The organism is Clostridium gallinarum (assembly GCF_014836325.1).
Taxonomy (GTDB): Bacteria; Bacillota; Clostridia; order Clostridiales; family Clostridiaceae; genus Clostridium; species Clostridium gallinarum.
The window spans coordinates 1-19,662 of record NZ_JACSQZ010000027.1 but is presented as its reverse complement, the minus strand read 5'-3'; the positions used below and the strand labels follow the sequence as shown (position 1 = coordinate 19,662).

The following is a 19,662-nucleotide window of genomic DNA, read 5'->3' as shown; positions in this document are numbered from 1 at the left end:
TTCGTATAATCGTTATTTAGCGAAATTATTAAATATCATCTATCTAAGCCATTTCTTTAAAGTCAAAATACTTAGTTTTAGTTTACTATTAATAAACTTTAATAAAGAAAAATGGTATTTCGCATTAGTCTTAACGAAATACCTTAAATTCCATAATTAATATTATGTTCCTTATAATATTCAATAATTTTATGCTCAGCTTCTTCTAATGTATAATATTTCTTATTCTTATCCCTAAATACAATCCCTAGATTTATATAAAATTTAAAAGCACTATAAAGATTTACTTTAGCAAATATAGGTTTTATTATTTTTCTGCCAGTATTGGCATAGCATTGAATAAAGCCTAAATCCTCAAAGCTAATACTAATATCATATCTTGGTTTTTGTATTAGTTTTTTATATATATGCTCTCTTAGATATATATCTTTAACATCTAAATTAGTAACTTTCATAAATCTATCTTTAAATTAACTCTCAATTAACTGCTGCAATATATGAATTAAGCCACCATAACTTGAACAACTGACTATTTCCTTGCTCTTTATAGCTTTTATAAATTCATTTTCATTAGGTAAATTAGTGATAGAATCAAGAATATCAGTACCCTTAACACTTAATTCAGTATCATCAGAAAACTTTATAGTTGCCATTTTGCCTTTATCTTTCATTAATGTTCTTTTTATTCTCTCTAATCTTTTATCGCTTATCATTTATATATTCCTCAAGCTCTGCTATTCTCTTTTCTTGGTCGTCAACTCTTATACTGTTTAAAATTGAATTACATGAGTATATTATTGTATTAGCTTTCTTAGTATCTATTTCATTATTTGCTATCATATTAGTTATTTTGGCTAAGGTCTTTCTTATATCGCTTGGAGTACTTAATCTTAGCCTAATCTTCTTATTTTCATTATTCATGGGGGTATATCCCTCCTTTCTTTCTTAGTAATATCAATGCTTTAAGCCTGTTTTTAATAGCCAAAAAGGGGCTTTTTTAACCCCTTAATGCTTGTTTTAAGTATAATTTTATTGCATTTCTTCCCATGGAATTATTGATAAATCATCTTTCAATCTAGTTTTAATAAATACAATCATACTTTCTAGGCTAATAGTTAATGAATTTCTTATGTTGCTTGGATTTATATTACTTTCTATGTTGTTTCTTAGATTGCTTAAAGCCTTCTTGTTATATTCTCTATTATCTTTAGGTATTAACATTAATAAATCACCTTTATCAATATCTGTGCCTAATAAATTTCTTATAGTTGCTAATGCATTATAATCATCTTTATACACTTCAATGATATTCTTAAAATCTTCTTGATTTGTTATTGCTCCTGTTTCTATCATTTTTATTGTATTGGCTAGTCCTATTTGATAACTTGAATCTGTTAATTTACCAGTTGAATTATCTTTCCATTTTTTCTCTAAAGCTTCAATGCCATCATTTAATATTCCAATAGCTCTGATATTTGTATTCTCTGCTATTATTTCAAATGGTACAGCTAATTCATTAATTCTTCTTTCTGCACCTTCTTGTGTTAAATCTCCATTTTTAAGTATTTCATTTACTTTACTTGCAAAGCCTTCTTGCTTTCCTTTATAGCTTTCAATAACATTTAATAATTCACTTTTCTTACTCATTATTTTATCTTCCTTTCTTTTATATTCTTAATAAAGTTTTTCCTGCCATTCTTTGTACTTTATTTATTGATTCAATAGCTTTAGTTCCGAATACTGTATCTCCAACTTTAAGAGTGATCTCTATAGGTCTATCACTATTGAAATTATTAGATTTATTCATTCCACCTAGTCTTTCCATAAGTTTAGAAGCTAACAAATCTAATCCTTGTGTATTATTTTCCAATGGGACTACAGCTTCTTTACCTGCTTCACCTACCATAGCAAGTGTAGGACTATCTATAATACCTCCTTTTGCTAAGTAAGGAATCTTAGGTATATTAAATCCCCAACCTCCTACTTCTCCAAAGAATGGTATATCTATAGAAGGTATCTTTATTTTATTTAGTCCACTAATTGCAGCATTTATTAATCCTATTATTCCATTTAATGGTGCTTTCATTACTGCTTCTAAACCATTCATTATTCCACTAAAAATATCCTTAACACCTTGCCATGCCCTAGACCAATTACCAGTAAATACTCCTGCGATAAAGTCAATTATTCCTTTAAATATTTGCTTAACACTATCAAAAATATTTTTAACATTAGTTAAATATCCATTTAGTATATCTCCAAGGAAACCAAATCTTTGAGACCAATCTGTAGCAAATACATTACCCAACCAAGTTTTAAAGTCATTGAATTTTAATTTTATACCATCCCATATTTCTGATACTTTTACCTTAAAATCATTAAATTTTTCTTTTGCTTTATCACAAAACTCACTTACTTTTTCTTTTACTTTATCCCATATTTCTATAGCTTTAGCTTTTATTTCATCCCAATGCTTATATAGGAGAATCCCTATTGCAATTACAGCTCCTATTGCTGCTACCACTATAAGTAAAGGCCAATTTACAGCCGTCATAGCAGCTCCAAAAACTGTCGTAACCGCTGTTGCTATTACTCCAACTGAATTCCATAATCCTATTGCTGCATTAACTAATCCCCAAGCTAAAGCAAAGCTTCCTATGACTAAAACCAAATCTTCTATTAATGGTTTATGTTCACTAATCCATGCTCCAATATTACTAAGCATATCAGCTAAGCCATTTAATACATCTACTATAACTCCACCAGTCCAACTAGCTATTGGTTGTAAAAAGCTATCCCATAACCAAGCCCCTAAACTCATGAATACTTCTAATATAGGATTTAAAAAATCTAAAGCACCTGCAATTAAATTAATAAAAGCTGGTAATAAATCTGATATAGTCCAATGTGCTAATGGATCAAGAATTTCTACTAAAAACCATTTTATAATTTTACCTAAGTTATTTATTATAGGCTCTACAGATTTTTTTAATCTATTAAATGAATTTATTAGTGGCTCAAAATTAAATGTATTAATATATGCTTTTATCTTATCTACAAGACTTTTCATAGCACTATCAACACTTGATGTATCTAATGCTGGTGTAACTAATTGAGGAATACTTGAACTTCCTCCACCTCCATTACTTCCAGATGAATCATTGTTAGAATTCAATGTATTTATTTCATCAAAACTAGCTAATCCTAATGCATCTTTTGCAGCTTCTCCAGCAGCCTTTGCACTATCTCCATATACTCCCATGGCATTTTTAGCATCTATTAATCCTTGTGTTGCTTGCTTGCTTTGTTCAAATGTCTTTCCAAATATAGCACTTATAAAACTTGCTATATATTGAGTTGCTACACTTAAAGCACTCATTAAAGCATTTATAGCTGGTAGTATAGCTTCGTATATTGGAGTAAATGCAATCATTAAATTAGATTTTATTTGAGCTAGAGAGTTAGAAAACTGCTCATTGGTCATTAAATTATTATAAAGTCCTGTAGTCATGGCTTTTAATCCATTAACTATCATAGGGAGAATAATCATCCACTTAAACATTTGTCCTATAGTGCTACCTAAACCATAACTATATTTTTTAGTTATATTACTTGCTTTAGATGTTGAATTATTAATAAAACCTAATTTCTTCCCAGTTGAAGCACTTTTATTTTCTAAACTAGCAAGTTTGCCATCTAAATCAGCTAATTTAAATCCTAGCTTATCTGACTGCCCTGTTAATTTGATAATACTAGATTCAGTTTTCAATATTTGCTCTTGTATTTTATTCTTCTTAGAAATATTAAAAGTATTTCTGTAAGATTCTCTTAATTGGATTAATTTACTTTGCTGCTGCTCTATCTTTGCGTTAGTGTTTTCTAATGCAGCAGTAACATTCTCAATTTGAGCTGTAACTACATCATAATTAATAGGTGGTCCTCTCTTCCCCATACTTTCCTTTAATATTGAATTCTTTGATGTGATATTCTTACTAGCTCTTGGTAATTCCATTTTAGGTATAGATATATTTTTTAAAATATTTTTTAATGATTTAACTGTATTATTTAAAGTTTTACTTATGGAGCTACTTATCGTTTTAGATACCCCATTTAATTTATTTTTAGTTTCTTTAGTTACATTATCTAAAGACTTACTCATTGTATTCTGCAAGTTCTTTTTTAATGAAGCTTTCAAAGAATCACTAACTTTACTTACTTGATTTTTTATATCTGATACAATTTCAAGTTCTAATCCTATCTTTCCTACGCTGTCACTCATTTTATCCCTCCTTTTTAAAAATAATATTTATACAATCATAAACCTTATAAATAGAATCCTTTTTTTTATAGAACTCCAATATCTTTGCTGATTTATTTATAGCTTTTCTATAATTACCACCTAAATTAACATTTAAAATATCGCCATTATCTAAAGGCATTTTTAAATAATAAATATCTGAGTAACTTTTAATTAAATAAACATATTTATTTCTCTTGCCAGCTTTTAAGTATCTATTATCTTTGTCTATTTCCATTAACTCTTTAAAACACTTTAATCCAAGCTTTTTCATTGGAATTACAAAACTATCTCTTATCACTTGTTTACTTCTTTCCTCCCCTCTTGTGCTTTTTTCTCCCAGTATCTCTCCTGGTGAGCTTTTACCTTATCTTTGTTTTTTAATCTCCATTGTCGCATATACTCTCGCCTTGCTAATCTAGCACTAGCTTCCATACTAACAACTCCTTTATTACAAAATAAAAAGCCACAGGAAATAACCAGTATTTAAACTGATATATTTTCCCGTGGCTTATGCCTTACATTTTTCAATGTGGTACTAATTTATTTACTTGTTCTTTTTATGTTTATCTTTATATTTATTTTATCATAAAACTTATATTAATTCTAGTACTGAGTGCAAACTTGCACTCTCTTAATTATATAGATGTTAGCATTTCTTAGCATAATAACCTACTGTCGCATATTGCTACTTCAGATGTTAATATGAGCTTAACATTTCTTAACTCAATAACAATTCGTTATCCAGTTGCTCCTATATCAAAGCTCCACATTCTTAAATTTATACAACTGCTTTCTATACTCTATTAAACTATCAATATTAACCTTATAATCTTTAGTAGGCTTATTATTAATCCAATCTATAAAATGCTCTATGCTTAATCCTATCGTATCACCTTCGACCTTAATATCAATCCAATCTGACATTGAATATTCTATTTCATAATTACCACTTAGTATCATTCTTACTAACGAGCCTGTTATATCTGACTTATCTATATCTAAATTACTTTCTCTGTACAGGTCTATCTCTTCAAAATATTCTTCATGGTTAAAATAAGCTTTAGTTTCATCTAAATTATAGTATTCTTTAAGCTCTTCCCAACCTTCAAATACTTTCTCTCCATGTCCTGGTAGTACAAAATCAAGCTTTCCATAAATACGCCTAATATATCCCCCTCCAATAAGCCATATTTCACTACTTGGGAACTTATCATAACAACTTATGTAAATATCCTGTACTAACCTTATTTCACTTCCTAGAGCCTTTAATACCTCATTCTGTTCATTAATATATAAATCCTCTTTGAATATATCATCTATTTTATTTCTAATATTTCCCCCTTGCTCTTGTATCTTCTTCAACTCTTCATCTTCTATCTCAAACCTTTCTTTAGTTCTACCTCCAAAGGCTTTTGACATAGAATTAAATCTCATAGTAGTATCTATATTTCTTCTATGCATTTGCTGAACATCAAACATAATTGTGGTGTCATATGTAGGGGTACACTCTTCCACTATTTCAGCTTGTACTATTTCTATATTTTCATTTACAGTTGTAGTGTCATTATCTTGTACCACTATATCAAATTTATCTGTAGTGTTATATTCTTCTGCCACTACTTTTTTAATGCTTATTAACTTCTCTAAAATCAAATCTATATTTTCAAGACTTATACCTTTGTTTATTAATACATTCTCTATATCAAATTTAATCTTATCAATAGATATACTTAATATACTTTCTTTTGGTAGTGTCATTATATATTTATCACTACTTTTTACTTTTCCAGTTGCTTTATCCCTATATCTATCGCATAAATAGAACTTATATTTATTATTCTTCTTATCCTTTTTTACTGAACAAAACATATTTCACCTTCTTTGTAGTGTTACTGCATTATTGCCACTACTCTATATCTACATAAACCCTATAATATCTACCTGTCTTACAAGGCTTACTTATCTTGTTTATTTTAATTCCCTTAGATAGAACCTCTAATATCTTAAGCTTTTCTATTTCATTCTCATATCTAATTTGTATTTTTGCCATAGCTCCTCCTATTATTAGTTTTATTGTTTAAAAGTTTGAGTAATTTTCTATAAAAATCAATTTCTAACTCTATGCACTTATCCATATTAATTACTCACTTTTCTATTTAAATGTTCTCTTGCTTCATCAAGTAACAATATCAATTCTCTTTTTATATTATTAACTTTTCTATTTATAACTAGGTTATCTATCTCAGCAAGTAATTTCCCTTGCTCTTCTAATACTTTTCTATTTTCCATATTAAAACCCCCTAGTTAAATGCTTTTCCTTAATTAAACTATGTAGTGTTCTTCTCTTTTCTCTTGGATCTAAATTAGAATTTATAAGACAACACTTAACCCCGTATTTCTTTTGATAGCAGCCAGTAAAGCCCTTTATATCTTCTTTCATCTCTGTTACTATATGAACTACCCCCTTATATTTAAATATCCTTGTATTGGTTATTTGATTTTTTCTTTCTTCTGAAATTTTAATCATATCTTACATTCTCCTTTAATTTACTATTGATTTTTTAGGAGCTTATAGGATACACTTAAGTTGCTAAACGAAAGTGTTATCCTATGGATAGCTCCTTGCTTATAGGTATTGGTAGTATCTATAAGCATTTTTTCTTTTTATATCTCTTTCTTTTAATCCTTCTTTTACTGGTCATAAGCTTTCCTACTTCAATTTTCGTAGGTTTATCAGCTTGTCCATATTTCTCGCCTATTATTAATGCTCTACACATTAATTCTTCTGTTTTATCTATAAATATCACTCCTTTAATACCAATTACTAATTCTATAATTTTGAGCTTTCCATTTAACTGCAATAATATCTTTTCCACTTGCTCTACTTTTCTTTATTAATAAATTCATACACTCTGGATTAACATCTGGATCTGTTGAACTGTAATCTATTTTGCTTTGATTTGCCAATATATCTCTAACTACTTTATTATCTAGCTCTATATTCCTATACATTCCTATTACTATATCACTATCTCTGTATATACTAGCTCCTCCTGCTATATCATTTACTGCAACCTTTTCCCATATATTAAGATTCTTATTAGTTATTTTACTAGCACATTCTTGCTTTCCTTGTGCCAATATTACAATAGGCTTATTAACCTTTATTGCTAACTTCTTTAATAGTCTAGTACATTCTGCAACTTTATAATGCTCCTCTTTGTTATTACCAGTAATATTGATAAGATTTATATAATCTATAAATATAATATCTATATCATTTTTCATTATTTCTACTTGTATTTTACTTGTTATATTTAGCAATTCATCTTCAACACTTATTAACAACCTATTATTTGACGATAAATACGTATTAGCCTCTATTACCTTATCTAGCTCATTATCATTCAATTGACCACTTCTTATATTTTTAAATGGCACTCCTGTTAAATTTGATATTAATCTATCCCTTACTTGCTCTTTTGGCATTTCTAAACTAAAGAATAAAACCTTATTATTATTCCTTATATTATTTAACGCTATCTGTGCTGCTAATGCAGTCTTCCCAACTCCACTAAATGCAAATATAGTTACTAAATCACCTGCATTAAATCCACTTATTTTACTATCTAATCCTGTTAAACCTGTCTTTGTTGGTCTTATTTCTCCCTTCATTCTTTTTTCAAGTATATATAAATACTCTTCTTCTTGCCTTTCTGATGTTTCTGTATTATTATCACCTTCTATGGTTTCTGCTATTAATCCTGTAACTTCTTGTTGTAGCTCTTCCAATCCCTTTCCTATATTAGCTCTTATATGATTAGATAATGCTAGCAACTTTCTTTTTTGACTATATTCTCTTAGTATTTCTATATAACTTGTTAAATTAGCAGTTGTTATTACTGATGAAGATACATCTGTTACATACGATATTCCATTAACCTTATCTAATAGATCCTTATCCTTTAACTCCTCAATTAGTAATAGTAAATCCATAGTTGTATTATCTTTGAATATACTTTTTATTGTTCTAAATAAAATTTTATTGTAAGTGTAATAAAAATCTTCTTCTCTTACTTTTTCCTCAATAACTTGAATACAACTATTATTATCTATAATCATAGCCCCTAAAATATTCTTCTCTACTTCTAAACTATGAAGCTTTTCATATTCCATTCTCTCACTCCTTACTTAGTTATATATGATGAAATATCTATAGTTTTATTATTTTCTACAACCTTATTCTTTAACTCAAATATTCCTTGCCATGAATTAAATATACTTTGATTTAATATTTCTATCTTTTCATTATCATTAGATCCTAACTTATCCAATTTATTAATTAATAATTTCATAGCTTGATCTGTCATAGGTTTCTTTATAGACTTTCTCATTTTTAAAAACTCTTTTAATGTATTTCTTAACTCTAAATTTCCAGTATAAGCATTTATAATTTTATCTATGCTTGTACCTTTTTCTTTATTAGATATTATATCTAGATTATTATATCTAGATGAGTGGACCTTTTTCTGTTCCTCATTCTGTTCCTTTTGAGTTCCCTTTTCTGTTCCTCCATCATCTTCAAACCCTGTATTTTCAAGGTTTGTTTCTGTTCCCTTTGAGTTCCCTTTAAGTTCCTCATTCTGTTCTTTTTTCTGTTCCTTAAATCTTGTTAAAAAATACTTACTAGAAATCCCCTTTCTGCCTTTAAAAGTTTGTACTATTACTGCATTATTAACAGTTAATTCTTTTATAGCTCTTACTAATTGTTTTTTAGAGATTCCTAATCTTCTTTCCCAACTCTCATAATCAAACCTAAATTCTCCTGGTTGTAATCCCTCATATTCTTCTTGAGTAAGGTTAGCTCTATATTCACATTCCATATAAACATCAAATACATAACTCAAATTTGAATATCTATATTTTTTTCTTATTTCACGTTCAACTATATGCAATTTCTCACCTACTTTTATTTAAAAGCCATTCTAAAATTGTTCAATCCTTGCCATGAAATTTCTTTATTCCATGCTCTGCATAACTCCACATATGCTCTAAATATCTTTATATCCATAATTACGCCTCCTATAATACTTCTCCAATATGCTCTTCTAACCATTCATCTAATTTACTTAATATAATCCTTGTGTCTCTTCCTATTTTCACCTTTGGGAATGTTTCAATCCTTGCAATTCTTCTTGCTTTATCCATAGATATATCTAACATTTCTGCAAGGTCTTGAATTTTACAAGTTTTCTTTTCTATTGTTCTTCTATAATCCTGATACTTCTCTCTATACTCTTCCATTGTCCTTGGTCTATTTTCTAATTCTTCCATTCTATATCCCTCCATAAGCTCCTTATAGCGTTTTGATTTTATTAGGGATAAATATACCTTTTATTACTTAAATCTATTTCTAGGCTTAATTTTATAAGCAGAAATAATATATAAAGTGTTTCACTTTACTTATGTCATACCCACAAGTGGGTATAAGATATTTTAGATATGTTTTGATAGTGAATACCTTCACTTTCTTATTCTTCCTCACTGAAAAATAATGTTTGTACATCACTATTAAGTGCTTTTGCAATTTTAATCATTGTAGCTCTTGTAAGGCTATCATAATTGCCCTTTTCAATTTTAACTATAGTCACATTTGATAAACCAATTAAAGCTGCTAACTCTTTTTGAGTTAAACCAGCTTTAATCCTTGCTAATTTAACATTCATAAAAACCCTCCTTTTGACTCAAGTCAATTTATAATACAATTTTATTTGTCTATAGTCAAAAAGTCAACACTTTTTTTAAATTTTTCTTTGACTTTAGTCAAAAATAATTTATAATTAGTTTATGGAGGTTAATTTTATGGAATTAAATGAAAGAATTAAACTATATAGAGAAAAGTGCAGTATGACAAAAAGCGAACTAGCAAGAGCTATCGGTGTTTCACCATCTTATATTACTAAATTAGAGAGTGGAGAAAAGGCTAATCCATCATTAGAGATACAATTTAAAATTGCAAAAACTCTTGGAATTCCTTTAACCGAATTAACCAGTAGTATAAAATCTGATGTTAGATACACACTTAACAATAATGTAGATTTTAGAGATATAAAAAAATATCGTGAAAAACTAAATTTATCTCAAGAAACCCTTAGCGAGTTAATAGGTATTAAATTAGAAGATCTTAAAGGTTTAGAAGCTGGTACTATTCCTAATCCAAGAATAGATTTCGCCGTAAGATTAAATGATTTATTTAAGCCTGATCCACCATTTTGCTATGAGCAAATAAGTGAATTGTTTAATGGTACTGGTACTCTTGCCGAATCACTTAATAAAATTTTAAATAATGGAGTTTATCAATCAACTGAATGTAGACTAGATAAGAAACTTATACTTAATTCTTATATACAAAGATTTGCAGATGATAGAAATATAACTTTAACAATTAAAGATAAACTAGAAATATGTGATTTTTTAACTCAAGTAATAGATCCATTATTAGAACATAAGGTAATGGAAATATCTAATAAAAACACTAACAAAGAATAGTAATACTATATAAAAATTAAAGGTAACTACATTGAAAAGGGGAATTTTCACTTATCAATATAACTAACCACCTTAAAATTTAGGTGGTTTATAGTTACTATGTTTATTTTTATGATAACTACATTTAAGAAATTGAATAATGCAAATTTTGTTTATTTCTAATATAAATCATAAGTAGTTACTTTATAAAATTTAATGGTAACTACATTAAAATGTTTAGTACTAAATCTTTACTAATAATAAATATAAGAAAGGAGATGTATATAATGGCTAAAAGATCTAATGGAGAAGGCTCTGCTGGATGGGTAACTAGAAATGGTATTAAATACTGGCGTATTTCCATTTTTGAAGGATATGATTCTTTAACAGGGAAACCTAAAAGAAAAGTCATATATGGTAAAACTCAAAAAGAAGCTAAAGCTAAATTAAAAGAGTACCAAGAAAATCATACTATAAATAGTGATAATTCTACCCTAGGAAACTTCTTTTATGATTGGATATGGAATATTAAAAAACAAGAATTAAAGCCTTCTACCTTTGAAAGAATTGAGGGTATATATAGATTATATATAAAGCCAAATAAAGGCTTAAATGATGTTAAATTAGTTGATGTAGATACTCTATATCTTCAAAAGATAACTAATAAATTATTAGAAAAACATACTTTATCACAAATTAAAAATCTTAATCGTGCTATAGGTAAATGCTTTGATTATGCTATTACTATAAATAAGGTTAAAAATAATCCTACTAAGGGCATTGTTTACCCTAAAAATCACGATGTTATAGAAGAAAAAGAAAACTATATTTCAGAAGATGAACAGAAGGCTTTAATTAAAGCTCTACAAGGAGATAAGCTTGAGGGAATAATCTTACTTGGTTTAATGTGTGGACTTCGTCTAGGTGAAGCTATGGCTCTACAGGAGAATGATATAGACTTTGATAATAGAGTTATAAAAATAAATAAATCTGTTAAATATGTATGGACTGGAGAACGTACTAAAGAAGGTAAGAAGATCTATGAAAATAGAGTTACTATTCCTAAGACTAAAAAAAGTATAAGAGAAGTTCCTTTCCCATCTTTACTTAGTCCTATACTTAAGGCTCTTATTAAGAAAAATAAAGAAAATAAACTTAAACTTGGAGAATTATATTTTGATAATAAATTAATCTTCTGTAAGGAAACTGGTGACTACTTAGATAATAAGCAACCCAATAGACGTTTAAAAGCAGCTCTTAAGAATGCTGAAATAGAAACTGATATACATTTCCATAGTTTAAGACATATATTTATTACTAACTGTATAAGTAATGATATTAATTTAAAAACTATTATGGATTGGGTTGGTCATACTGATATTTCTGTTACTATGGGGATTTATGCAGAAGTAAATAAAGCTAAAAATTTAAAAGAATATGATAAGATAAATAATATGTTTGCATAGGTTGGTATATTCATATCAGCCTATTTTTTGTTACACTTTTTGTTACAACTAGTGTAACAATTAATAAAAATAATATAATTAGCTAAATAACACAAACCCTTTAAATATCAAGAGTATAAACATATTTAAGGCTTGTACCAAAAATAATATTTTGATTCCCACTGCCGGCACCAATATTTATAAGAAATGGCTTTATCACTAGGTTTTAACACCTTTTGATAAAGCCATTTTTATTTTTGTAATTTTTCTCTTTTATAAACTACTAATTTATCACTAAAAATAATACAAAATAAATATTCTATAAAAATTCAACCTAATAAAGGTGTTATGATAATATCAACATTATTATCATAACACCTTTATATGTTTTAAAATTACTTTATTAATTTCTATTTAAAATATTCTATTGATTTACTTCATCAACTTTGTCAACTATAACATCTAAAGTATCTGTTAATCCTTGAGAATCCCCTTCTGAATTTAGTGATTCTTCTTGTGTTTCTAAATTGCTATTTGAGTTATCTAATTCATCTTCTATTGTTTCATTATCTGTTGAACCACTTTCATCACTTGATGATTCTCCACTGTTTGGATCATTTTCACTATTTGAAGAATCTCCATTTGCTGAATCACTTCCACTATCAGATGATTCTCCACCTGTTGAACCACTTCCACTATTAGATGATCCTCCACCTGTTGAGTCACTTCCACTATTGGATGATCCTCCATCTGTTGAGCCACCTACACTATTGGATTCCCATCCACTTGTTGAACCACTTTCTGTAGAATAGTTCGGATTCCAAATATTGCTATCATCTTCCTGATTTTCTTGTTCTTCTTCTACATTTTCCTCTTCTTTTTCTTTTAATAATTCATTATATAAATTATTATAATAAACTATATCATCATCTAAACTTCCTTCAGTTTTCTCTATATCTATGTCTTCATCTAATTCTTTAATTTTTTTCTTAATTTCTTCTAATTCTTCTTTTTTATCATTAATTTCTTTTTCTTTATTATTATTTTCTATTTTCTTATTATCATTTTCATCTGAATTATTATTTTTAGTAACCTTAAAAGATAAATTCTTCTTATTTATTTGATTTGAATAAATCGCACCACTAATTAATACTACAACTAATGCTACTATTAAAACTGCTGATATTCCTATCTTTACTTTTAAGTTACCTTCAATCAAATTTATAATTTTTCTTATAAGTTTCATTATTATCTCCCTTCTGTAAATTAATAACTTTTTCCAGTATATTTTAGCAAAATATAACAAAATACACAAATGTAAAATAAATTATTTATGTATTTTTTATTCAATTTAGTAAATACTACTATTGTCTTTTATATACTAGATAAATTTACTAAAAGGAGGAATATAAATGAAAAAATTCGTATGTACTATTTGTGGTTATATCCATACTGGAGATAACCCCCCAGAAATTTGCCCCGTTTGTAAAGTAGGAGCTGAAAAGTTTAAAGAATTAAAAGATGGAATGGATTGGGCAGATGAACACCAAATTGGAACAGCCTCAGACCTTAATTCAGAAATTTTAGATGCCTTAAGATCTAACTTTACTGCTGAATGTACTGAGGTTGGTATGTATTTAGCAATGTCTCGCCAAGCTGATCGTGAAGGTTATCCTGAAGTTGCTGAAGCATATAAAAGAATTGCATATGAGGAAGCAGAACATGCAAGTAAATTTGCAGAAATTTTAGGTGAAGTTGTAGTAGCTGACACTAAAGCAAATTTACAAGCTAGAGTTGAAGCTGAATATGGTGCTTGTGATGGTAAAAAGCAATTAGCAACTTTAGCTAAAGAACTTAATCTAGATGCTATCCATGATACAGTTCATGAAATGTGTAAAGATGAAGCTAGGCATGGATGCGCTTTTAAGGGCTTATTAGATAGATATTTCAAATAAAGGAGAGATTTTAATGAACTTGATTAATTGTAATGCAGTTAACTGCTCTCATAATAAAGATATGGTATGCCATTCTAATAGAATAAATATCGTTGGTAAAAACTCTAATAAAGATGATGATACTTCTTGTGGTTCATTTTTAGATAGTAAAACTTATGGGACTTTAACTAATAATATTTTTGAAGAAGGAAATCCTTGTGATTGCTTAGTTTGTAATGTTGAAAGTTGCAAATATAACGACAATCAGCTATGCTCCCTTGATTCAATCTATGTTTCAGGTAATGGAGCTAACTTATATAGTGAAACAAGTTGTGAAAGCTTTTGTAGAAAATAATACAAATAAAAAATGATATCCATTATGGATATCATTTTTAATTAAGGGGATAAATAACTAATTGTTAAGCACTAACAACTATATTTATATAATACTATGTTATTATGTCAATATTGTTACAAAGCCTAAAAATGTATTTATTCAAAACTTAATTAACATATTATATACATATAAAAGTAAAATTAATATTATTATCCCCATGATAATCCATAATAATATTATTAACTTTTTTTCTTTTTCCATTTTACTCCTCAACACTATAATAATCTATTGCATCTTTCAAAAATCTAACTGTTTGTACTGGCACCTTACCTATAGATGTTTCTCCTGCCAATAAAAAACCATCTACATCTAAATTAATAAAATTATATATACTTTCTACTTCAGGTAAAGTTGCTAACTGTCCATTTTTCATACTATTTAATAAATTAGTAGCTATTATAACATTTTTATTTCTATTCTTTATTATATTTATAGCTTTTTCTTGTAATTTAACAGAATTTAACATTCCAGACTCAGGAACTAAATCCCCTCTTCCTATAACTACAGTATCAACAATATCTAGTATTTCATTTAAGTTTTCTATACCTTTTGGTGTTTCAATCTTAGCCCAAATATCTTTTTTACATCTATTATTTTCTTTGTCTATAAATTTAATTATATTTTCTATATCCTCTCTCTCTTCTACAAATGATTGACATATAATATCTATTTCATTTTCTATTGCCCATTTTATATTTTCTTTATCTTTATAACTTAATTCTTTATTATCATTACATAATTCAGAAATATTACATCCCTTTCCCCCTCTTATTATTCCTCCCTTTAATACTTTTGCCCTTACTATTCCATTACTTATATTTAAAATTTTAAACCCCATTGTATTATCTTTCATAGATATTTCTTTAATATTACTTTTCCTCAATTTATCTGCTGTTAAATTTAACGGAATATATTTTTTTCCCTTCTCCATTTCAAAATCTAAATTTTTATAATAATCTTCCCCACAAAAAAATACCTCTTGATTATTATAAACTTTATAAATATATTTTAACTCTTCTGATACCCTTACTTTCTTTCCTGATAAATCTATAAGTATATGTACTCTATTTTTTAAACTTTTTGAGTAACTTATTACTTTTTCAAAGTCTTCCATATTAAAGTGTGAACAATTCAATCTTAATGTCTCCACTCCATTTTCCACCAGTTCTTTAATTATCCATTTATCTATAGACTTTGGGCCTACAGTTGCAATTATATTCATTGAATTCTCCTAATTATTATTATCACTTATTTTTACTATTAAAATATCTATTTTATTACCAAAATCTATTAAATAATTATATAACCATAGTCATTTAATAAATTTTTATTCTTACTCTCTTTTTAATAGAAATGTTCTAAAGTATTATAGTAAAGAATAAGTTAGTATATAGTTAAATTTAAAGGAGGTTTCCATGAAAAAGTATATTACAGTCTTTTTAGCTATTCTAATTTCATTACTCTTAACCAGTTGCAATTTTAATAAATCTCAATACATAAGCCCTAAAAATAAACCAAAAATAAATTATTATACAAGTGAAATTGAAAATCACATAAAGAATGAAGAATCATATACAATTAAAATATTTGATTTAAATGTATATAAATATTATGAAGTAAGTAAAAAAGAACATAGTATTATCCCTGAATTTATAGATAATATAGATAATGATAATTATGATATAGAAATAGATGAAAATTTATCACCTGAATATGAAATTATCATTGAGTTTGAAAAAGAAAAATATATAATAAATGCTTATAATGATAAATTAATATCCATTCATCCTTGGGATGGTATTTATCCTCAAGATACTATATCAATGGAAGGAATTCCTGATTATTATAATATTTATAAGTATTGTGAATATATAAAAAAGGTTTCTAGAGGCTTTGAGGGTTAATTTCTATAATAAATAAGGAACTACCAAAAGGTAGCTCCTTATTTTATTAGGCTATTTATTTTTTATTTCCTCTAACATTTTAAAGACTCTTTTATTATTTAATGGATGTATGAAATTAGGGGCAATTTCATTTAAAGGCTCTAAAACAAATTCTCTCTCTTCCATTCTAGGATGTGGTATAGTTACATATTCATCTGAAGATATATAATCATCAAAAAAGATAATATCTAAATCTATGATTCTCGGTCCCCATTTAATTATTCTTTCTCTCTTCATTTCCTTTTCTATATTTAGTAATATAGTCATAAGTTCTTTAGGATTTAAGAAAGTTTCTATTTCTATAGCTGCATTTTTAAATGTATCTTGTTCTTCATATCCCCAAGGCTCAGTTTCGATTATACTCGAAATCTTTAAAACTTTAATTTCTCTAAATTCTTTAAGCTTATCTATTGCTTGATTTATATTTTCTTCCTTATCCCCAATATTACTTCCAATAGAAATATAAACTTTATGCCATTTTCTATATACTTCAACTGCTGCACTATCTAAATGTCTTCCTATAGGTGCCCAAGGTTTTTTTAATAAAACCTTAACCCCCTTTACTAAATTATAATTATATAAAACATATTCTGCTATTTTTTCTGTTGCTGTTTCAATTAAATCATAACTTTCTTTTTGAAATTCCCTTTCAATATTATGACATAATTCTCCATAGTGAATTGATTTACTTAAATCTCCAGTTACTGCCGCTTCTCTTAAATCAACATCTAATTCTAAGGATAATATAAACTTTTGTCCTAAGTTTTTTTCTTCTTGAAATACACCATGATTTGCAAATATTTCAACATCTTTCAAATATAATTTATCCATAGCTTTACCTCTATTTCTTACTTAATATTTTATCAGTCATTACACAAGCCCTTTTATTTTCTAGAACATCATGTACTCTAACCATTTTACATCCCTTCATTATCCCCATAACTGTAGTTGCAACTGTTCCTTCTACTCTTTTATCTACAGGGAGATTTAAAGTTAAACCTATCATTGATTTTCTAGATGTAGCTAATAATACAGGAAATCCAATCGAAATAATTTTTTCTAAATTATTCATTACAATTAGATTTTGTTCATAATCCTTTGCAAACCCTATGCCTGGATCAAGTATAATTTGTTCTCTTTTAACCCCTGCGTCTAAAGCTATATTTATACTTTCAATTAGATCTTCTAAAACATCTTTCATTAAGTTTCTATAATTATTTGTTTCCCTATTATGCATTAAAATACAAGGAACATTATATTTTACTGCTATATTTGCCATATTAGTATCTTTTTTAAATCCCCAAATATCATTTATAATATCAGCTCCTGCTTTAATAGCTTCTTCTGCTGTTTTACTTTTATATGTATCTATAGAAATTAAAACATCAAGTTCTTCTTTTATAGCCTTAATTATAGGAACAACTCTATTTATTTCTTCCTCTTCTGAAACAAATTCAGCTCCAGGTCTTGTAGATTCCCCACCTATATCTATTATATCTGCTCCTTCTTCTACCATTTCTTTAGCTCTTTTAACGGCTGCTTCAACTTCATTATAACTTCCACCATCAGAAAAAGAATCTGGAGTTACATTTAATATACCCATAACATAAGTTCTCTCATCTAAATTAATAATTTTATTACCTATCTTCATCTCTTTCTCCCTTACTATATTGTTATTTCATTATTTTTCTTTTCTTTATCCCAATAACATTCATTGTAAGCCTTACAATTAAAACAATTCCTTGAAAGCTTATCACTTTTATAAATTATTTTAGATAATTCATCATCACATTCTTTCCTATGATCCCTAATAGCCTTAATAATTAAGTCTTTTTCTTCAGTAGTAAAAGATGTTTCTTCTAATAGCTCATTAGCTATAATAACACTTCCTTCATGATGATCTATTCCATTATTATACTCTAAAACTCTACCTATATCGTGTAATAATGCTATAGTATAAACAATCTCTTTACTATAACTTAAACCTTTCTCTAATATAAATATATAAGAAATTCTTGCTACATCTAAAAAGTGCTCTATTGTATGATTACAGAATTCTCTATGTTTTTCTAAATCATTTAATTCATTTAATAATTTTTTGTATTTAGGATGATTTAAAATTTTATTTACATTTTCCAAATTATCACCTCTTATAATAGGCTATTTAATAAAGCTCATTACTTCTTTTCTTAATTCATAATCTTCTTTAAAACATCCTCTATATGTTGTTGTAACAGTTTTAGCTCCTGGCTTTTTCACGCCTCTCATAGTCATACACATGTGTTCACCTTCAATAACTACCATAACACCTTCTGCATCCAAATACTTCATTAATGCATCTGCAATTTCAGTTGTAAGTCTCTCTTGTAATTGTGGTTTTTTAGAATAAACTTCTACACATCTAGCAAGTTTTGAAAGGCCTGCAACTTTTCCTTTTGGTATATAAGCTATATGTGCTTTACCATAAAAAGGTACTAAATGATGTTCACACATAGAGTAAAAAGTTATATCCTTCTCCAAAACTAAATCATTTCCTTCAACAGTAAAAGTTTTTGCTAACTCATTTTCAGCTGTACTACCTATACCTGAAAAAATTTCTTCATACATCCTAGCTATTCTATCTGGAGTTTCTACTAACCCTTCTCTATTAGGATCTTCCCCTATACCTTCAATTATTAGTTTTACTCCTTCTTTTATCTTCTCTATATCTATCATTAATCTGCCTCCTAGCTTTCAATCATTTGGTTATACTCTTCTTTAATAATATTAGTAAGCTTGTTTTCCACTAAAATTTTATTTTCAATTTTACTTATTTTCATTATACCTAATATACTATTTGTAATAAATATTTCATCTGCGTTAAATAATTCCTCTAAAGTAATTCTCTTTTCAATAACATTATATCTTTCTACAATAAAATTTCTAATTATTCCTGGAAGAAGTCCTTGATTAATATCAGGAGTAAAAATTTTATTATTTTTTATAATAAATATATTAGACATACTTCCCTCTGATAAATATCCACTTTCATTTAAAAATATAACTTCATCATAGCCATTTTTTATTGCTTCTTCTCTCTCTAAAATATTTTCTAAATAATTAATTGATTTTATAT

The 19,662-nt window shown here is 27.3% G+C and carries 28 protein-coding genes; 5 read left to right on the top strand and 23 right to left on the bottom strand.

The annotated features are described in order from the left end of the window. Positions 1 to 143: 143 nt before the first annotated feature. The 16 genes from H9660_RS08770 to H9660_RS08700 all read right to left on the bottom strand — a co-directional run bounded on the left by H9660_RS08770 (position 144) and on the right by H9660_RS08700 (position 10,026). Positions 144 to 455, bottom strand: a complete 312-nt coding sequence (locus tag H9660_RS08770) for a hypothetical protein (protein WP_207729451.1) — start codon at positions 453 to 455, stop codon at positions 144 to 146. 15 nt (positions 456 to 470) lie between these two features. Beyond that, positions 471 to 713 carry a hypothetical protein gene (locus H9660_RS08765; RefSeq protein WP_191749998.1) on the bottom strand — a complete coding sequence of 81 codons (243 nt, stop codon included), beginning with the start codon at positions 711 to 713 and terminating at the stop codon, positions 471 to 473. After that, a complete protein-coding gene (locus H9660_RS08760; RefSeq protein ID WP_191749997.1) occupies positions 700 to 921 on the bottom strand; it encodes a hypothetical protein in 222 nt (73 codons plus the stop codon). The genes H9660_RS08765 and H9660_RS08760 overlap by 14 nt, the downstream gene beginning before the upstream one ends. A gap of 108 nt (positions 922 to 1,029) precedes the next feature. Then, complete coding sequence (locus tag H9660_RS08755; RefSeq protein ID WP_191749996.1) at positions 1,030 to 1,647, bottom strand: hypothetical protein; 618 nt, start codon at positions 1,645 to 1,647, stop codon at positions 1,030 to 1,032. A 19-nt stretch (positions 1,648 to 1,666) separates the two neighbouring features. Continuing rightward, on the bottom strand, positions 1,667 to 4,279 hold the full coding sequence (locus H9660_RS08750) for a hypothetical protein (RefSeq protein ID WP_191749995.1): 2,613 nt from the start codon (positions 4,277 to 4,279) through the stop codon (positions 1,667 to 1,669). Position 4,280: 1 nt separating this feature from the next. Continuing rightward, entirely contained in the window at positions 4,281 to 4,598 is a 318-nt protein-coding gene (locus H9660_RS08745) for a hypothetical protein (protein WP_191749994.1), read from the bottom strand. After that, on the bottom strand, positions 4,595 to 4,732 hold the full coding sequence (locus H9660_RS08740; RefSeq protein WP_191749993.1) for a hypothetical protein: 138 nt from the start codon (positions 4,730 to 4,732) through the stop codon (positions 4,595 to 4,597). The genes H9660_RS08745 and H9660_RS08740 overlap by 4 nt, the downstream gene beginning before the upstream one ends. A gap of 324 nt (positions 4,733 to 5,056) precedes the next feature. Continuing rightward, positions 5,057 to 6,169 carry a hypothetical protein gene (locus tag H9660_RS08735; protein ID WP_191749992.1) on the bottom strand — a complete coding sequence of 371 codons (1,113 nt, stop codon included), beginning with the start codon at positions 6,167 to 6,169 and terminating at the stop codon, positions 5,057 to 5,059. 37 nt (positions 6,170 to 6,206) lie between these two features. Continuing rightward, the gene (locus tag H9660_RS08730) at positions 6,207 to 6,350 is read right to left on the bottom strand and encodes a hypothetical protein (protein WP_191749991.1); all 144 of its coding nucleotides are present in this window, start codon (positions 6,348 to 6,350) and stop codon (positions 6,207 to 6,209) included. Positions 6,351 to 6,436: 86 nt separating this feature from the next. Next, entirely contained in the window at positions 6,437 to 6,589 is a 153-nt protein-coding gene (locus tag H9660_RS08725; protein ID WP_191749990.1) for a hypothetical protein, read from the bottom strand. A gap of 1 nt (position 6,590) precedes the next feature. Next, positions 6,591 to 6,827, bottom strand: coding sequence for a hypothetical protein (locus tag H9660_RS08720; RefSeq protein WP_191749989.1), 237 nt, complete (start codon positions 6,825 to 6,827; stop codon positions 6,591 to 6,593). 118 nt (positions 6,828 to 6,945) lie between these two features. After that, a complete protein-coding gene (locus H9660_RS16200) occupies positions 6,946 to 7,107 on the bottom strand; it encodes a hypothetical protein (RefSeq protein WP_207729450.1) in 162 nt (53 codons plus the stop codon). Between the two features lie 4 nt (positions 7,108 to 7,111). Then, on the bottom strand, positions 7,112 to 8,476 hold the full coding sequence (locus H9660_RS08715; RefSeq protein WP_191749988.1) for a replicative DNA helicase: 1,365 nt from the start codon (positions 8,474 to 8,476) through the stop codon (positions 7,112 to 7,114). 11 nt (positions 8,477 to 8,487) lie between these two features. Then, positions 8,488 to 9,255, bottom strand: a complete 768-nt coding sequence (locus tag H9660_RS08710) for a hypothetical protein (RefSeq protein WP_191749987.1) — start codon at positions 9,253 to 9,255, stop codon at positions 8,488 to 8,490. Between the two features lie 127 nt (positions 9,256 to 9,382). Next, the gene (locus H9660_RS08705) at positions 9,383 to 9,634 is read right to left on the bottom strand and encodes a helix-turn-helix domain-containing protein (RefSeq protein ID WP_243190632.1); all 252 of its coding nucleotides are present in this window, start codon (positions 9,632 to 9,634) and stop codon (positions 9,383 to 9,385) included. A gap of 197 nt (positions 9,635 to 9,831) precedes the next feature. Next, positions 9,832 to 10,026: a helix-turn-helix transcriptional regulator gene (locus H9660_RS08700; protein WP_191749986.1), complete on the bottom strand. Its 195-nt coding sequence runs from the start codon at positions 10,024 to 10,026 to the stop codon at positions 9,832 to 9,834. Between the two features lie 136 nt (positions 10,027 to 10,162). Between H9660_RS08700 and H9660_RS08695 the strand changes: the two genes are divergently transcribed. Together H9660_RS08695 and H9660_RS08690 are read left to right on the top strand one after the other, a co-directional pair. Continuing rightward, positions 10,163 to 10,849 (top strand): helix-turn-helix domain-containing protein, encoded by a 687-nt coding sequence (locus H9660_RS08695; protein ID WP_191749985.1) that lies wholly within the window; start codon positions 10,163 to 10,165, stop codon positions 10,847 to 10,849. Positions 10,850 to 11,115: 266 nt separating this feature from the next. Continuing rightward, positions 11,116 to 12,294, top strand: coding sequence for a tyrosine-type recombinase/integrase (locus H9660_RS08690; RefSeq protein WP_191749984.1), 1,179 nt, complete (start codon positions 11,116 to 11,118; stop codon positions 12,292 to 12,294). 403 nt (positions 12,295 to 12,697) lie between these two features. On the opposite strand, the gene H9660_RS08685 is transcribed toward H9660_RS08690, so the two are convergent. Beyond that, a complete protein-coding gene (locus tag H9660_RS08685; protein ID WP_191749983.1) occupies positions 12,698 to 13,519 on the bottom strand; it encodes a hypothetical protein in 822 nt (273 codons plus the stop codon). Between the two features lie 166 nt (positions 13,520 to 13,685). Here H9660_RS08685 and H9660_RS08680 point away from each other — a divergent pair, with 166 nt between their 5' ends. Together H9660_RS08680 and H9660_RS08675 are read left to right on the top strand one after the other, a co-directional pair. After that, positions 13,686 to 14,228 (top strand): NADH peroxidase, encoded by a 543-nt coding sequence (locus H9660_RS08680; RefSeq protein ID WP_191749982.1) that lies wholly within the window; start codon positions 13,686 to 13,688, stop codon positions 14,226 to 14,228. A 13-nt stretch (positions 14,229 to 14,241) separates the two neighbouring features. Beyond that, positions 14,242 to 14,562, top strand: coding sequence for a DUF1540 domain-containing protein (locus H9660_RS08675; protein WP_191749981.1), 321 nt, complete (start codon positions 14,242 to 14,244; stop codon positions 14,560 to 14,562). 244 nt (positions 14,563 to 14,806) lie between these two features. Here the strand turns inward: H9660_RS08675 and H9660_RS08670 are convergent, their stop codons facing one another. Continuing rightward, a complete protein-coding gene (locus H9660_RS08670; RefSeq protein ID WP_191749980.1) occupies positions 14,807 to 15,826 on the bottom strand; it encodes a pyruvate kinase in 1,020 nt (339 codons plus the stop codon). A gap of 193 nt (positions 15,827 to 16,019) precedes the next feature. Between H9660_RS08670 and H9660_RS08665 the strand changes: the two genes are divergently transcribed. Further along, positions 16,020 to 16,508, top strand: a complete 489-nt coding sequence (locus H9660_RS08665) for a DUF4883 family protein (protein WP_191749979.1) — start codon at positions 16,020 to 16,022, stop codon at positions 16,506 to 16,508. 51 nt (positions 16,509 to 16,559) lie between these two features. Here H9660_RS08665 and folK read toward each other — a convergent pair whose 3' ends face one another. The 5 genes from folK to H9660_RS08640 all read right to left on the bottom strand — a co-directional run. Further along, a complete protein-coding gene (gene folK / locus H9660_RS08660) occupies positions 16,560 to 17,378 on the bottom strand; it encodes a 2-amino-4-hydroxy-6-hydroxymethyldihydropteridine diphosphokinase (RefSeq protein WP_191749978.1) in 819 nt (272 codons plus the stop codon). A 10-nt stretch (positions 17,379 to 17,388) separates the two neighbouring features. After that, the gene (folP, locus tag H9660_RS08655) at positions 17,389 to 18,198 is read right to left on the bottom strand and encodes a dihydropteroate synthase (protein WP_191749977.1); all 810 of its coding nucleotides are present in this window, start codon (positions 18,196 to 18,198) and stop codon (positions 17,389 to 17,391) included. 14 nt (positions 18,199 to 18,212) lie between these two features. Then, entirely contained in the window at positions 18,213 to 18,686 is a 474-nt protein-coding gene (locus H9660_RS08650; RefSeq protein ID WP_191749976.1) for an HD domain-containing protein, read from the bottom strand. 21 nt (positions 18,687 to 18,707) lie between these two features. Next, positions 18,708 to 19,262, bottom strand: coding sequence for a GTP cyclohydrolase I FolE (folE, locus tag H9660_RS08645; protein ID WP_191749975.1), 555 nt, complete (start codon positions 19,260 to 19,262; stop codon positions 18,708 to 18,710). Positions 19,263 to 19,273: 11 nt separating this feature from the next. Further along, positions 19,274 to 19,662, bottom strand: a 389-nt coding sequence (locus tag H9660_RS08640; RefSeq protein ID WP_191749974.1) for an aminotransferase class IV, incomplete at its 5' end; no start/stop codon positions are given.

Excerpts from the sequence above, each read along its gene's own strand:
- H9660_RS08770 (WP_207729451.1), bottom strand. The coding sequence starts at position 455 with ATGAAAGTTACTAATTTAGATGTTAAAGATATATATCTAAGAGAGCAT.
- H9660_RS08765 (WP_191749998.1), bottom strand. The coding sequence starts at position 713 with ATGATAAGCGATAAAAGATTAGAGAGAATAAAAAGAACATTAATGAAA.
- H9660_RS08760 (WP_191749997.1), bottom strand. The coding sequence starts at position 921 with ATGAATAATGAAAATAAGAAGATTAGGCTAAGATTAAGTACTCCAAGC.
- H9660_RS08755 (WP_191749996.1), bottom strand. The coding sequence starts at position 1,647 with ATGAGTAAGAAAAGTGAATTATTAAATGTTATTGAAAGCTATAAAGGA.
- H9660_RS08750 (WP_191749995.1), bottom strand. The coding sequence starts at position 4,279 with ATGAGTGACAGCGTAGGAAAGATAGGATTAGAACTTGAAATTGTATCA.
- H9660_RS08740 (WP_191749993.1), bottom strand. The coding sequence starts at position 4,732 with ATGGAAGCTAGTGCTAGATTAGCAAGGCGAGAGTATATGCGACAATGG.
- H9660_RS08735 (WP_191749992.1), bottom strand. The coding sequence starts at position 6,169 with ATGTTTTGTTCAGTAAAAAAGGATAAGAAGAATAATAAATATAAGTTC.
- H9660_RS08730 (WP_191749991.1), bottom strand. The coding sequence starts at position 6,350 with ATGGCAAAAATACAAATTAGATATGAGAATGAAATAGAAAAGCTTAAG.
- H9660_RS08725 (WP_191749990.1), bottom strand. The coding sequence starts at position 6,589 with ATGGAAAATAGAAAAGTATTAGAAGAGCAAGGGAAATTACTTGCTGAG.
- H9660_RS08720 (WP_191749989.1), bottom strand. The coding sequence starts at position 6,827 with ATGATTAAAATTTCAGAAGAAAGAAAAAATCAAATAACCAATACAAGG.
- H9660_RS08715 (WP_191749988.1), bottom strand. The coding sequence starts at position 8,476 with ATGGAATATGAAAAGCTTCATAGTTTAGAAGTAGAGAAGAATATTTTA.
- H9660_RS08705 (WP_243190632.1), bottom strand. The coding sequence starts at position 9,634 with ATGGAAGAATTAGAAAATAGACCAAGGACAATGGAAGAGTATAGAGAG.
- H9660_RS08700 (WP_191749986.1), bottom strand. The coding sequence starts at position 10,026 with ATGAATGTTAAATTAGCAAGGATTAAAGCTGGTTTAACTCAAAAAGAG.
- H9660_RS08695 (WP_191749985.1), top strand. The coding sequence starts at position 10,163 with ATGGAATTAAATGAAAGAATTAAACTATATAGAGAAAAGTGCAGTATG.
- H9660_RS08690 (WP_191749984.1), top strand. The coding sequence starts at position 11,116 with ATGGCTAAAAGATCTAATGGAGAAGGCTCTGCTGGATGGGTAACTAGA.
- H9660_RS08685 (WP_191749983.1), bottom strand. The coding sequence starts at position 13,519 with ATGAAACTTATAAGAAAAATTATAAATTTGATTGAAGGTAACTTAAAA.
- H9660_RS08680 (WP_191749982.1), top strand. The coding sequence starts at position 13,686 with ATGAAAAAATTCGTATGTACTATTTGTGGTTATATCCATACTGGAGAT.
- H9660_RS08675 (WP_191749981.1), top strand. The coding sequence starts at position 14,242 with ATGAACTTGATTAATTGTAATGCAGTTAACTGCTCTCATAATAAAGAT.
- H9660_RS08670 (WP_191749980.1), bottom strand. The coding sequence starts at position 15,826 with ATGAATATAATTGCAACTGTAGGCCCAAAGTCTATAGATAAATGGATA.
- H9660_RS08665 (WP_191749979.1), top strand. The coding sequence starts at position 16,020 with ATGAAAAAGTATATTACAGTCTTTTTAGCTATTCTAATTTCATTACTC.
- folK (WP_191749978.1), bottom strand. The coding sequence starts at position 17,378 with ATGGATAAATTATATTTGAAAGATGTTGAAATATTTGCAAATCATGGT.
- folP (WP_191749977.1), bottom strand. The coding sequence starts at position 18,198 with ATGAAGATAGGTAATAAAATTATTAATTTAGATGAGAGAACTTATGTT.
- folE (WP_191749975.1), bottom strand. The coding sequence starts at position 19,262 with ATGATAGATATAGAGAAGATAAAAGAAGGAGTAAAACTAATAATTGAA.